Annotated in this window: 12 protein-coding genes; 7 read left to right on the top strand and 5 right to left on the bottom strand. The window is 39.6% G+C overall.

Features of this window, described 5'->3' with window-relative positions; all coding sequences use genetic code 11:
- Nucleotides 1–103 precede the first annotated feature (103 nt).
- The 6 genes from HMPREF1149_RS03605 (at nt 104) to HMPREF1149_RS03580 (ending at nt 6,856) form a co-directional block, all read left to right on the top strand.
- Nucleotides 104–2,080 (top strand): peptide ABC transporter substrate-binding protein, encoded by a 1,977-nt coding sequence (locus tag HMPREF1149_RS03605; protein ID WP_000745943.1) that lies wholly within the window; start codon nt 104–106, stop codon nt 2,078–2,080.
- 117 nt (nt 2,081–2,197) lie between these two features.
- Nucleotides 2,198–3,364, top strand: a complete 1,167-nt coding sequence (locus HMPREF1149_RS03600; RefSeq protein ID WP_000400302.1) for an AI-2E family transporter — start codon at nt 2,198–2,200, stop codon at nt 3,362–3,364.
- Nucleotides 3,354–4,583 (top strand): tetratricopeptide repeat protein, encoded by a 1,230-nt coding sequence (locus HMPREF1149_RS03595; protein ID WP_001065987.1) that lies wholly within the window; start codon nt 3,354–3,356, stop codon nt 4,581–4,583. Before HMPREF1149_RS03600 ends, HMPREF1149_RS03595 begins: the two co-directional genes overlap by 11 nt.
- A 136-nt stretch (nt 4,584–4,719) precedes the next feature.
- Nucleotides 4,720–5,361, top strand: coding sequence for an amino acid ABC transporter permease (locus tag HMPREF1149_RS03590; protein WP_000121160.1), 642 nt, complete (start codon nt 4,720–4,722; stop codon nt 5,359–5,361).
- A gap of 10 nt (nt 5,362–5,371) precedes the next feature.
- A complete protein-coding gene (locus HMPREF1149_RS03585; RefSeq protein ID WP_000891744.1) occupies nt 5,372–6,001 on the top strand; it encodes an amino acid ABC transporter ATP-binding protein in 630 nt (209 codons plus the stop codon).
- Between the two features lie 15 nt (nt 6,002–6,016).
- Nucleotides 6,017–6,856 carry an amino acid ABC transporter substrate-binding protein gene (locus HMPREF1149_RS03580; RefSeq protein ID WP_000823419.1) on the top strand — a complete coding sequence of 280 codons (840 nt, stop codon included), beginning with the start codon at nt 6,017–6,019 and terminating at the stop codon, nt 6,854–6,856.
- Between the two features lie 228 nt (nt 6,857–7,084).
- On the opposite strand, the gene lysS is transcribed toward HMPREF1149_RS03580, so the two are convergent.
- The 5 genes from lysS to HMPREF1149_RS03555 form a co-directional block, all read right to left on the bottom strand.
- Nucleotides 7,085–8,575: a lysine--tRNA ligase gene (gene lysS / locus HMPREF1149_RS03575; RefSeq protein ID WP_000102435.1), complete on the bottom strand. Its 1,491-nt coding sequence runs from the start codon at nt 8,573–8,575 to the stop codon at nt 7,085–7,087.
- Between the two features lie 140 nt (nt 8,576–8,715).
- Nucleotides 8,716–9,339: a histidine phosphatase family protein gene (locus HMPREF1149_RS03570; RefSeq protein ID WP_000780793.1), complete on the bottom strand. Its 624-nt coding sequence runs from the start codon at nt 9,337–9,339 to the stop codon at nt 8,716–8,718.
- Nucleotides 9,339–9,821: an aminoacyl-tRNA deacylase gene (locus HMPREF1149_RS03565; protein WP_001085915.1), complete on the bottom strand. Its 483-nt coding sequence runs from the start codon at nt 9,819–9,821 to the stop codon at nt 9,339–9,341. Before HMPREF1149_RS03565 ends, HMPREF1149_RS03570 begins: the two co-directional genes overlap by 1 nt.
- Complete coding sequence (locus HMPREF1149_RS03560; protein ID WP_000493300.1) at nt 9,821–10,663, bottom strand: DUF368 domain-containing protein; 843 nt, start codon at nt 10,661–10,663, stop codon at nt 9,821–9,823. The genes HMPREF1149_RS03565 and HMPREF1149_RS03560 overlap by 1 nt, the downstream gene beginning before the upstream one ends.
- A 105-nt stretch (nt 10,664–10,768) precedes the next feature.
- Entirely contained in the window at nt 10,769–11,569 is an 801-nt protein-coding gene (locus tag HMPREF1149_RS03555) for a glycoside hydrolase family 25 protein (RefSeq protein ID WP_001224384.1), read from the bottom strand.
- A 155-nt stretch (nt 11,570–11,724) separates the two neighbouring features.
- Here HMPREF1149_RS03555 and glmU point away from each other — a divergent pair, with 155 nt between their 5' ends.
- On the top strand, nt 11,725–13,104 hold the full coding sequence (glmU, locus tag HMPREF1149_RS03550; RefSeq protein WP_000073754.1) for a bifunctional UDP-N-acetylglucosamine diphosphorylase/glucosamine-1-phosphate N-acetyltransferase GlmU: 1,380 nt from the start codon (nt 11,725–11,727) through the stop codon (nt 13,102–13,104).
- Nucleotides 13,105–13,113: the final 9 nt, after the last annotated feature.

The raw sequence follows: 13,113 nt of genomic DNA, 5'->3' as shown, positions 1-13,113 counted from the left end.
GAAAATTACAGAAAACATCTTAGGGAGATTTATTTAGTTTTTACCTTGCTTTCAAAAATCAAAGTGATATAATAATCATATATTTGATTTAAAGGAGTGCCTTATGAAAAAACGTATTTTTCTAACGGCTGCAGTAGCAGTGTTGTCCTCAGCACTACTAGCAGCTTGTTCGTCTGGTGGTAAAAATGCCAACCAACCTGTGACTTATACTTATGTCTTCTCATCGGATCCCGCAACTTTGGACTACACAGTTTCTGGAAATTCCAGTACCAAACAGGTGACTGGGAATGTCATCGATGGTTTGCTTGAGAATGACCAATATGGAAATCTTGTACCGTCTGTAGCAGAGGACTGGAGTGTTTCTAAAGATGGTTTGACTTACACCTATAAAATCCGAAAAGGGATTAAGTGGTACACTAATGAAGGCGAAGAATATGGTGAAGTAAAGGCTCAGGATTTCGTGACAGGTTTGAAACATGCTGTCGCTAAGAAATCACAAGCCCTCTATCTCGTACAGGATTCAATCAAAGGGTTGGATGATTATATTAACGGGAAAACAAATGATTTTTCTACTGTTGGAATTAAGGCGACAGATGATTATACACTTGTTTATACGCTTAATAATCCTGAATCTTTCTGGAATTCCAAGACAACGATGGGTGTTTTAGCACCAATCAATGAAGACTTTTTAGCCTCTAAAGGGGATGATTTTGGTAAACCTACTGATGTTACAAGTATTCTATACAATGGTCCTTACCTTCTGAAAGGTCTCACATCGAAATCTTCAATTGAGATGACGAAAAACCAAAACTATTGGGATAAAGGAAACGTCTTCATTGATGATATAAAATTGACTTTCTTTGATGGTCAAGATGCAGACTCTCTTGGTCGTGGTTTTGATGAAGGACACTACCCAGCAGCTCCGCTCTTTAAGAATTCTGCAAACTATGAGCGATTCAAAGAAAAATACAAAGACAATATTGTGTATGGTCAACAAAGAGGAGGTAGCTACTACATTTCAACTAATATTGACCGTGTAGCCTATAACCATACTTCTAAAACAACGGACGAAGAAAAGACATCTACTAAGAAAGCTTTGTTGAACAAAGATTTCCGCCAAGCCTTGGCTTTTGGAGCAGATCGTAAGGCTGCTGTCTCTCAAGTATTTGGTGATGAAGTTGCCCCTCGTAAATTACGTACTAGCTTTACACCTCCAACATTTGTTCAAATTGGGGATCAATCTTTTGGTCAAGTAACAAAAACAGAACTTGACAAGTTGGATACTGCTTGGAGCGATGTTAGCTTAGATGATGCACAAGATTCACTTCATAATGTAGATAAAGCTAAAATCAAACTTGAAGCGGCTAAGAAAACTCTTCAAGCCGACGGTGTTCAGTTCCCTATTCATTTGGACTTGCCAGTATCCTCTACTCAAACGGATTTTGTACGTCAAGCTCAATCGTATAAACAATCAATAGAGGAAGCTCTTGGAGTTGAGAATGTTGTGGTTGATATCCAACAAGTTTCTGATGATGAATTGGGAAGTATGACCGTTCTTGCAACTTCAAAAGACAATATCGACTGGGATATCAATCCAAACAGTGGATGGAGCCCAGACTATGCAGATCCATCAACCTATCTTGATGCATTTGATCCAACATCTGGACCAACTCTTCTTGGAGCACTTGGTATTGCACTAGGATCAGATAGTTCAGCCATTAAGGCAGTGGGATTGGATAAATACAAAGAATTACTTGATGATGCAAACAGTGAGAAAACAGATCTCGAAAAACGCTATTCAAAATATGCTAAAGCTCAAGCATGGTTGACTGATAGTGCTTTGATCATCCCTGTTAACTCTGACGGTGCCCAAATGCTTGTTACAAAGAAAGTCCCAGGAACAGGAGCAGATGGTTGGGTCGGTGATAAAACAGGTGAAAACAGTTATAAATATCTGAAGATTCAAGATAAGATTGTGACAAGTAAAGAAATGGAAGAATTCCGCAAGAAATTTGCTGAAGAAAAAGCAAAATCAAACGAAGAATACCAAAAACAACTATCAAGTCATATTAAAGATTAAATAAATCTCCTCAATAGAGGAGATTTTTTCTTTTTGTCTATCTATGTAAGCACTTTAAAAAAGAGTTATTTTAGTCTAAAAATGGTATAATGAGAGAATGACAGAAAGGATGTATTTATGGAACATAAAGAGAAACATTTTAGCCTATCTTGGTTCTTCAAGTGGTTTTTAGATAACAAAGCTATTACTGTATTCTTGGTGACCCTGTTACTGGGCTTGAACCTTTTCATTCTAAGTAAGATTAGTTTTATTCTTTTACCAGTTTTAGATTTTCTAGGAGTTGTCATGTTGCCAGTTATTTTATCTGGTTTACTTTATTATCTCCTCAATCCGATTGTTGATTGGATGGAGAAACACAAAATCAATCGTGTTCTTGCCATTAGTATTCTCTTTGTTATAATTGGTCTCTTTATCATTTGGGGGCTAGCGGTTGCTATTCCAAATCTGCAACGTCATGTCTTAAATTTTGCGAAGAATGTGCCGACATACCTGGAAGATGCTGATAAGGTGATCAATGACCTGGTAACCAAACGTTTGCCAGATGATTTTAGGCCGCAGTTGGAGCAGGTTCTTGCGAATATTTCTACTGAAGCGACCATGTGGGCGAGCAAAATCTCTTCCCAAGCCGTTAACTGGGTGAGTGCCTTTGTCAGCAGTGTATCCCAGGTTATTGTAGCGGTCATTATCGTACCTTTTATGCTCTTTTATCTTTTACGTGATGGAAAAGGTTTGCGAGATTATTTGACCAAGTTTATTCCTACGAAGTTAAAAGAACCAGTAGGACAAGTTTTGTCAGATGTTAATAAACAGTTGTCAAACTACGTTAGAGGGCAGGTTACAGTTGCTATTATCGTGGCGATTATGTTTATTATCTTCTTTAAGATTATTGGTCTCAGGTATGCTGTAACACTTGGTATCACGGCTGGTATCCTCAATCTAGTACCTTACCTAGGTAGTTTTCTAGCGATGTTGCCTGCTTTAGTTTTGGGCTTAATAGCGGGGCCTGTGATGCTTTTGAAAGTGATTATTGTCTTTATTGTTGAACAAACGATTGAAGGTCGCTTCGTTTCTCCGCTTATTTTAGGTAGTCAGCTAAACATCCATCCGATCAATGTCCTCTTTGTTCTCCTAACTTCAGGGTCTATGTTTGGTATTTGGGGAGTCTTGCTGGGAATCCCAGTCTATGCCTCTGCCAAGGTCGTTATCTCAGCTATCTTTAACTGGTACAAAAAAGTCAGCGGTTTGTATGAAGAAGAAGGGGAGGAAATCAAGAGTGAACAATAGTCAACGCATGCTCCAAGCTTTGGAGGACCAAGATTTAAGCAAAGCGGATCAGTATTTTCACAAAGCAGTCGAAACAGATTCAAGTGAAGTTCTCTATGAACTAGCAAGCTATCTAGAGGGAATTGGCTTTTATCCTCAAGCAAAAGAAATTTACCAAAATATCGTTACAGAATTTCCAGAAGTGAATCTGAACTTAGCTAGCATTGCTAGCGAGGATGGCAATGTTGAAGAAGCCTTTGCTTACCTTGAGGAAATTACACCCGAAAGTGACTGGTATGTATCGGCCTTGGCCTTGAAGGCAGACCTCTATCAGTTGGAAGGATTGACAGATGTAGCACGCGAAAAGTTACTGGAAGCCTTAAATTACTCAGATGATGCCTTATTAGTTTTTGGTTTGGCTGAGTTGGATAGCGAGTTAGGGAATTATCAAGAAGCCATTCAGGGCTATGCTCAATTAGACAATCGCTCTATCTATGAGCAAACGGGTGTCTCAACTTATCAGCGAATTGGCTATGCTTATGCCCAGTTAGGTAAGTTTGAAGCTGCAACAGAATTCTTAGAAAAAGCTTTAGAATTAGAATATGATGACCAAACTGCCTTTGAACTGGCCAGTCTTTACTTTGACCAAGAAGAGTATCAAAAATCTGTTCTTTACTTTAAGCAGATTGATACCATTTCACCAGATTTTGAAGGATATGAGTATGGTTATAGTCAAGCCTTGCATAAGGAACATCAGGTGGAAGAGGCCCTTAGTATCGTTAAAAAAGGACTGGAGAAAAATCCATTTGAGACTCGGCTCTTACTAGCTGCTTCTCAGTTCTCGTACGAATTGCATGATCCTAGTGCTGCAGAGCAGTTTCTCCTTACTGCTAAGGATGATGCAGAGGATACAGAAGAAATTTTCCTTCGCCTTGCAACTATTTATATGGAACAAGAGCGGTATGAAGATATCATTGCTCTCCAAAGTCAAGAACCTGAAAATCTCTTGACTAGGTGGATGATTGCCCGTTCTTACCAGGAAATCGAGGATTTAGATAAGGCCTATGAGCTCTATCAGGAACTATCGTCTGACCTCAAGGATAATCCTGAGTTTCTGGAGCAGTATAGCTATCTCCTGCGTGAATTAGGATATTTTGAAGAGGCCAAGATACAAGTTGAAGCTTATTTAAAACTCATTCCAGATGATGTTCAGATGCAAGAACTCTTAGAAACACTTTAAAAGTTATCTCTCGAAAAACGTATCCGTCAATTTGTCAGATACGTTTTTTTAGGAGAAATGGAATTTTTTTACAATTACTCTTGCTAAATTGTTTATTTATGCTATAATAGGAACAATTATTTTTAGGAGGTGCAGTATGTCTTATATGTTTGAGATATTACCAAGTTTGTTAAACGGTGCAAGTATGACACTTCAAGTCTTTGCTCTGGTTTTAATTTTTTCAATTCCCTTAGGTATTGTCGTTGCCTTTGCTTTGCAAGTCCGTTGGAAACCCCTCCATTATCTGATTGACCTTTATATTTGGGTAATGCGAGGAACTCCCTTGCTTTTGCAATTAATCTTTATTTACTATGTGCTCCCTAGTGTTGGGATACGTTTAGATCGTTTGCCAGCTGCTGTGATTGCTTTTGTATTGAACTATGCAGCCTACTTTGCTGAAATCTTTCGTGGAGGGATTGAAACCATTCCCAAAGGACAGTATGAGGCTGCTAAGGTCTTGAAGTTTAGTCCTTTTGACACAGTGCGCTATATCATTTTGCCACAGGTTACAAAGATTGTTTTACCGAGTGTCTTTAATGAAATTATGAGTCTGGTCAAGGATACTTCATTGGTTTATGCCCTTGGGATTTCAGATTTGATTTTGGCAAGTCGGACAGCAGCCAATCGAGATGCCAGCCTTGTGCCTATGTTTTTAGCTGGGGCGATTTATTTGATCATGATTGGTCTTGTAACCATTGTAGCGAAAAAACTTGAGAAGAAGTACAGTTATTACAGATAGGAGGATTGCTATGTTAGAATTACGAAACATCAACAAAGCCTTTGGTGGCAAACAAATCTTAACTAATTTCAGTCTATCAATTCCTGAAAAGCAAATCCTTGCAATCGTAGGTCCATCAGGAGGCGGAAAGACAACCCTATTACGTATGCTAGCTGGACTGGAAACCATCGATTCTGGAGAAATCTACTATAACGGTGAATCGCTAGCTATAGACGAACTAGAAAAGCGCAATCTTCTGGGATTTGTTTTCCAAGATTTTCAACTCTTTCCACATTTGTCAGTTCTAGATAACTTAACTCTGTCGCCCATAAAAACGATGAGCATGGAGAAGGAAGTAGCTGAGAAGAAGGCTCGTGGTTTGTTAGAACAACTTGGGTTAGCTGGGCATGCAGATGCCTTTCCGTTCTCATTATCTGGTGGGCAAAAACAACGGGTGGCCTTAGCGCGTGCTATGATGATAAACCCAGAAATTATTGGATATGATGAGCCTACATCAGCCTTAGACCCAGAATTGCGATTAGAAGTAGAAAAACTTATCCTTCAAAATAAAGAGCGTGGGATGACCCAGATTGTTGTGACCCACGATCTTCAGTTTGCGGAAAACATTGCTGATCAGATCCTTAAGGTTGATCCAAAATAGGAGTAGGAGGTGCCTATGAAGAGAAAGAAAATTGCCCTTGTACTTGCTCTGTTCTTTAGCTTCTTCCTGACAGCTTGTACTCAGAAGGCAAGTGATCCAAATCAGAATAATTTGGCCAAATATCAAAAGCAGGGTAGCATTACCATTGGCTTTGACAATACCTTTGTTCCCATGGGATTTGAGGAAAAGAATGGCCAGTACGCGGGCTTTGATATTGACCTAGCCCAAGCTGTTTCTGAAAAGCTAGGAATTCAGATTAAATTTCAACCCATCGATTGGGATATGAAAGAAACCGAACTACAAAATGGTACCATTGATGCCATCTGGAATGGCTATACAGCTACAGATGAACGGAAAGAGAAGGTTGCCTTTACCATTCCTTACATGGAAAATCAACAAGTTTTGGTCTCTAAAAAGTCTCAAAATATCCACTCAATTCAGGATATGACAGACAAAGTTTTAGGGGCTCAGGCTGGATCTTCTGGTTATTTGGATTTTGAAGCCCAGCCAGACTTATTGAAAAATCGTGTCAAAGACCAGAAGGCTAATCAATACCAAAGTTTCAATGAAGCCTTAATTGATTTGAAAAATGATCGGATTGATGCCTTGTTAATTGACCGGGTATATGCCAATTATTATCTCCAGTCTGAAGGAATATTAAATGACTACAATGTCTTTTCAGCTGGATTTGAAAGTGAAGCTTTTGCAGTGGGTGTTAGACCTGCTGATAAAACTTTGCTAGCTGCCTTGAATCAAGCCTTTGTATCACTATACCAAGAAGAAAAATTCCAGGAAATCAGCCAGAAATGGTTTGGGGAAGATGTAGCCACCAGTCAAGTTAAAAATCAAGAATAAGAAAAAGAGATTGAGTTTTTCCTCAGTCTCTTTTTGTATCGAAAAATCCTCTGGCAAGTACCAGAGGATAAGAGTTTATACTCAATGAAAATCAAAGAGCAAACTAGGAAGCTAGCCGCAGGCTGCTCAAAACACTGTTTTGAGGTTGTAGATAAGACTGACAAAGTCAGGAACATATATCTACGGCAAGGCAACGCTGACGTAGTTTGAAGAGATTTTCGAAGAGTATTATTTCATTGTTGGGAAGAGCAATACATCACGGATAGTGGTTGTATCAGTGAGGAGCATGCAAAGACGGTCGATACCGATACCCAAACCACCTGTTGGTGGCATACCGTATTCAAGAGCTTCGATGTAGTCATAGTCGATACCTGTTGCCTCATCATCACCAAGTTCTTTGGCTTTTGCTTGGGCTTCGAAACGGCTAAGCTGGTCGATTGGGTCGTTCAACTCAGAATAGGCATTACCGTACTCCTTAGTCATGATAAAGAGCTCAAAACGGTCAGTAAAGCGTTCATCTTCAGGGTTTTTCTTAGCAAGTGGAGAGACAGCTACTGGATGTCCATAAACGAAGGTTGGTTGGATCAATGTTTCTTCGACAAATTCTTCAAAGAAGGCATTGATGATGTGACCAACTTCAGTGTAGTGTTTCTCAACTGGAACTTTCTTCTCAGCAGCGATAGCTTTGGCTTCCTCGAAAGTCATATCTTGCCAGAAGTCTACACCAGTAGTTTCTTTGATAGCATCCACCATGTGAACACGTTTAAATGGTTCATTGATTTTGATTTCAGTACCTTGGTAGTTGACTGGACCATCACCTTTGACAGCCTTTGCAGCATGCTGGATAATACCTTCTGTCAAATCCATAATATCATGGAAATCGGCATAAGCTTGGTAAACCTCAATCATAGTAAATTCAGGATTATGAGTTGCATCCATTCCTTCGTTACGGAAGATACGGCCAATCTCATAGACGCGTTCCATACCACCGACAATTAGACGTTTAAGATGAAGTTCTAGAGCTATCCGAAGCACCATGTCAATATTTTGAGCATTGTGGTGTGTAATAAATGGTTTGGCAGCAGCACCACCGGCCTCGTTGTGAAGTACAGGTGTTTCCACTTCAAGAAAATCATGTCCATCTAGATAACGACGAATTTCAGAGATGATTTTTGAACGAGTGACAAAGCGTTCAAAACTTTCGCGATTTGAAATTAAATCAAGGTAACGTTTACGGTAAATTGTTTCAACGTCAGTCAAACCGTGGAATTTCTCAGGAAGCGGGCGAAGTGCTTTAGACAAGTGTGTAATGTGAGTTGCCTTGATAGAAAGTTCTCCCATATCTGTTCGCATGACTTCACCTTCGACACCAAGGAAGTCACCAAGGTCAGCCTTTTTGAAGATTTCGTAGTTTTCTTCACCAACTTCATCTTTACGAACGTAGATTTGGATTTGACCTTCTCGGTCTTGAAGATGGGCGAAGCCGACTTTTCCTTTACCACGTTTACTAACTAAACGTCCAGCGATAGTAGCAGTTTCGTTTAATTCATGTAATTGTTCTTTATCGAGTTCTGCAAATTTGTCTTTTAGTTCTTGAGAGTTAGCAGTACGTTCAAAACGTTTACCGAAAGGATCAATTCCTTGTTCACGAAGCGCAGCCATTTTTTCACGGCGAACGATCTGCTGGTCATTTAGTTCTTCCATATGTTCTGTAGACATGGGTTCCTCCTAATTTTTAATCAAATTTTGAAATAATAAATCAATTTTTCACGATACTCCCATTTTATCATAAATAACAGAGAAATTCACGGATATTCTTTGAAAACTAAAAAGAACTTGACCATTAAGATCAAGTTCCATTACTTTCCCTGATAGGAAGTGTCATTCCACCTTTCAAGAGTGAAGGTTTCAAAATCCTCGGTTTCTAAAACTGTTAGACTAGCATTTGCTAAACCTCCATCTTTTCGAAGAAGGGGTTCTTTATAACCGAGAAGGGTACGAAGACTAGCAGTGAGATTCGCACCATGACCAACGATTAGAACTCTCTCAGCCTGACTCCCCTTCAGAGATTTGATAAATTGAATGGTGCGTTGAGTTGTAGAGTAGAGGGATTCCGCTTCAAACATTCTTGTATCGAACTTAGCTAAGTTTGTACGAAAAGCCTTGATTTGTTGTGGGTAGATGGCCTCTAATGTTGCAATTTTTAATCCCTCTAGTTTTCCGAGATGCCATTCACGCAGGTCAGGAATAGCCTTTAAAGGACATTGTATCTGGAGTTGACTTTGGATAATTTCAGCAGATTTGACCGCTCTTGGTAAATCACTTGAATAAATCTCATCGAAAGGGATATTGCTGAGATATTGACCGAGCGCCTTTAAGGTATCAATAGACTCAGGAAGAAGAGGTGAGTCCCCTCCGGCACCTTGGAAACGTCCTTCAAGATTCCAGATAGTTCGGCCATGACGCACAAAATAGAGTTTCATCAGTTGTCTTCCTCCAAGATATCTGCAAAATCTGCTTTCACAAAGCTAGCCAAGTCTTGTGGAGCAATAATGATACTATGCCCGACTTCCCCAGCAGAGACAATCATTTTATCCAAATCCAAGGCTTTTTGATCAATAAAAATAGGATAGTTGTGTTTTTGGCGAATACCGACGGGGTTATTTGCCCCATGAATATAGCCTGTCGTTTTTTCTAGGTCTTTTTGTGGAATCATACTCACTTTTTTATTACCAGAAACCTTTGCTAATTTTTTTTCAGCGAGGTGTTCTGTTATGGGGACGATTCCGATAATTGGGCCTGTCTTGTCCCCCAGCAGAGCCAAGGTTTTAAAAATATGTGTTCGATCATATTCCGAAGGAAGTTCACCCTCAAGCGCATTGATTTGAATCCCTGTGTGCTCAATTCCTGCCTTGGTCAAGATTTGTTCGACCAAGGTTTTCTTAATCTTAACTTTCTTTGCCATTATTTATACTTATCCTCCAATTGACTCATCCAGATACCAAGCCAAATGCCAAGTGCAAAGAAGAAGGCGATGAGAACATAGCTTACGATGGAAAGTCCAGTGTATTGGATACTTTCAGCACTTCCAGCATTTGGAATCAAAATCAAGAGGGTGCTTGATAGCACAATTCCAATAATAAAGTGATAAACACGGGAGTGGTAGTTGTTCAAGGCATGGTCCATTAATTTTGAAAAAACGATGAGAGTTGCACCCGCACCAATCCCGATAGGAAGGAAGGTACCAAATAAATCAAAGGTCTTAAAGCCAGTTAACATTGGAGCGTACAGTCCTAAAATCAAGAGTAGATTTGATGGACTTAAACCAGGTACCAAGACACCAAGAGCTAAAAGAACACCCGCTAAGATGAAACTAGCGAAACTGGCGCTGAGAGAACCAACAACAAAGTTTAGCGCGTAGAGCCCTAGTCCTGAAAGGATAAAGGTGGTCCAGAACCAGACTAGGTCAACCTTATCACGATCAGATTCTCGAGTAGATTCTTTAAGGAGACTAGGAACTGTACCAATGATAGCTCCAGCAAAGCTCCATAAAACATAGACTTGGTAATTTTCTAGCAAATACTCGATCGGATAGGAAAACAAACCAATACCTAGCAACATCCCAATAGCTACTGGGATAAAGTATAGGACATTCTCTTTAAAATCCTTAAAGGGATGAGCAAGAAAGCCAATCATTCGCTCGTAGATCCCCAAAATCGCTGCCAGAACACCACCAGAAATTCCAGGTAGGATAAATCCTAAGGCGATGACGATTCCTTTAATAACTCTTGCAATCCATGAAAACATATTAGACTCCTCAATTTCATAAATTTCTTTTTCTATCCTATCAATTATAACACAGACGGCAAAAAAATGAAAAAGCAAGTGAAAAAGTTGCGATTTTCACTTGCTTTATGGTCTTAAAAATAGCTTTCTGAAGGTTTCTTCTTTTTCCTTATCAGTAGAAATGAGATTGATGTCTAGGTGATGTTCAAATCCTGCAATTTTTCCTTTGGAAGTATACTGATGGAGGTCATAGTCTAAATCAGTATTGGGTGTGGCCTCAAAGTAGCCTGAGTCTGTCCCATAAGAAGGAATCCAAACAGCGGAGAAATTCTTCGTATTGATGCTATGTTCTTGCATGAAATAAACACCAATGTAAATCCCGATATTTTTAGCGCCCAGCGATTCAAGTTTAGCCCGAAAAGCTTCGACTCCGTCATTCATATCGGCCATTGTTTTTTCCTCAACGTCAAGCCAGTAATAACTAGGATTATATGGAGAAGCAGAATTGTAGAAAACTTCAGCCGCTTTTTCCATTTCTTCTTTGTTCGTACCAGCTAGATAAGCATAAACGGCTACGGGGACATTGCGCTTTTGAAATTCTGAAATGTGATTTTTATAGGATTTATCAACCCCGTTGATAAAGGCTGCATTATTTGCTTCCGTGTGTTGAGTACCACTGTGCACACGAACAATAGCTCCAGAAATATTTTGAGATAAAATATCGTAGTTTATCTCCTCCGGTCTTTGCCAACCAGAAATGTCAATAATGGGTTTATCAAGATTATGCAAGGCCTGGTTTTCAACTTGGACAGTGTTGCTTTTTGACTTGACCGAATGGTCTTCATAAGCTGGTTTATTAAAGATTAAAATAGCTATAACAATGGTGAATAGACTAAAAATAATAGCTGGATGAATCTCTTTTCTCATATCTAATTAGTTTAACGTAAATAGATAAAAAAATCAAAGAAAACGTTGAAAAGATGAATGAACTAGCATGTTTTCCCCTATTTCTCTGTTTGTTTACTCCTAAGGAAGTAAATTATGGTATAATATAAGGGAATTTTTACAGAAAAGAGAATAGTATGTCAAATTATGCCATTATTTTAGCAGCGGGTAAAGGTACTCGCATGAAATCAGATCTTCCAAAGGTACTTCATAAGGTAGCAGGAATTTCGATGTTGGAACATGTTTTTCGTAGTGTTGGTGCTATTCAACCTGAAAAAACAGTCACTGTTGTGGGACACAAGGCGGAGCTAGTTGAGCAAGTCTTGGCTGGACAGACAGACTTTGTCACTCAATCGGAACAACTGGGCACAGGGCATGCTGTAATGATGGCAGAACCCATTCTCCAAAACCGCTCTGGGCACACCTTGGTTATCGCTGGAGATACTCCTCTGATTACAGGTGAAAGCTTGAAAAATCTCTTGGATTTCCATATCAATCACAAAAATGTGGCGACTATTTTAACGGCTGAAGCAGCAGATCCTTTTGGGTATGGTCGTATCGTCCGTAACGATAATGCTGAAGTTCTTCGCATTGTGGAGCAGAAAGATGCCACAGACTTTGAAAAGCAAATTAAGGAAATCAATACAGGAACATATGTATTTGACAATGAACGTCTTTTTGAGGCCCTTAAAAACATCAACACCAACAATGCCCAAGGTGAATACTATATTACTGATGTGATTGGTATTTTCCGTAACGCAGGTGAGAAGGTTGGCGCCTATACTCTCAAGGATTTTGATGAAAGTCTTGGAGTAAACGACCGTGTGGCTCTTGCCACTGCGGAAGCAGTGATGCGCCGCCGTATCAATCAAAAGCACATGGTTAATGGTGTTAGCTTTGTCAATCCTGAAGTGACTTACATTGATATTGATGTCGAGATTGCACCTGAAGTTCAAATCGAAGCCAACGTTACCTTGAAAGGTCAAACGAAGATTGGGTCGGAAACTGTTTTGACAAATGGAACTTATATCGTAGATAGCGCTATCGGAGCTGGAGCTGTGATTACAAATTCCATGATTGAGGAAAGTACAGTTGCAGATGGTGTGACAGTCGGTCCGTATGCTCATATTCGTCCAGGCTCAAGTCTTGCTTCTCAAGTTCACATTGGAAACTTTGTTGAAGTAAAAGGATCTTCAATCGGTGAAAATACTAAGGCAGGTCATTTAACCTATATCGGAAACTGTGAAGTGGGTAGCCATGTTAACTTTGGTGCAGGTACGATTACAGTTAACTACGACGGGAAGAATAAGTACAAGACTGTCATTGGCAACAATGTCTTTGTTGGATCAAACTCAACCATCATTGCTCCAGTAGAACTTGGTGATAATTCACTAGTTGGAGCTGGTTCAACGATTACAAAAGATGTTCCAGCTGATGCCATTGCTATTGGACGTGGACGTCAAGTTAATAAAGATGAATATGCATTACGTTTGCCTCATCATCCTAAGAATCAGTAGGAGTCTATC

The sequence above is a fragment of the Streptococcus sp. BS35b genome (assembly GCF_000286475.1).
GTDB lineage: Bacteria > Bacillota > Bacilli > Lactobacillales > Streptococcaceae > Streptococcus > Streptococcus oralis_W.
Note: the sequence above shows the minus strand (reverse complement) of the source record. Positions and strands in the feature narration are given on the sequence as shown.

Bases quoted from the DNA above. Each gene is read 5' to 3' on its own strand.
- HMPREF1149_RS03605 (WP_000745943.1), top strand. From the start codon at position 104: ATGAAAAAACGTATTTTTCTAACGGCTGCAGTAGCAGTGTTGTCCTCA.
- HMPREF1149_RS03565 (WP_001085915.1), bottom strand. From the start codon at position 9,821: ATGGCAAAGAAAGTTAAGATTAAGAAAACCTTGGTCGAACAAATCTTG.
- HMPREF1149_RS03555 (WP_001224384.1), bottom strand. From the start codon at position 11,569: ATGAGAAAAGAGATTCATCCAGCTATTATTTTTAGTCTATTCACCATT.
- HMPREF1149_RS03590 (WP_000121160.1), top strand. From the start codon at position 4,720: ATGTCTTATATGTTTGAGATATTACCAAGTTTGTTAAACGGTGCAAGT.
- glmU (WP_000073754.1), top strand. From the start codon at position 11,725: ATGTCAAATTATGCCATTATTTTAGCAGCGGGTAAAGGTACTCGCATG.
- lysS (WP_000102435.1), bottom strand. From the start codon at position 8,575: ATGTCTACAGAACATATGGAAGAACTAAATGACCAGCAGATCGTTCGC.
- HMPREF1149_RS03570 (WP_000780793.1), bottom strand. From the start codon at position 9,339: ATGAAACTCTATTTTGTGCGTCATGGCCGAACTATCTGGAATCTTGAA.
- HMPREF1149_RS03585 (WP_000891744.1), top strand. From the start codon at position 5,372: ATGTTAGAATTACGAAACATCAACAAAGCCTTTGGTGGCAAACAAATC.
- HMPREF1149_RS03560 (WP_000493300.1), bottom strand. From the start codon at position 10,663: ATGTTTTCATGGATTGCAAGAGTTATTAAAGGAATCGTCATCGCCTTA.
- HMPREF1149_RS03580 (WP_000823419.1), top strand. From the start codon at position 6,017: ATGAAGAGAAAGAAAATTGCCCTTGTACTTGCTCTGTTCTTTAGCTTC.
- HMPREF1149_RS03600 (WP_000400302.1), top strand. From the start codon at position 2,198: ATGGAACATAAAGAGAAACATTTTAGCCTATCTTGGTTCTTCAAGTGG.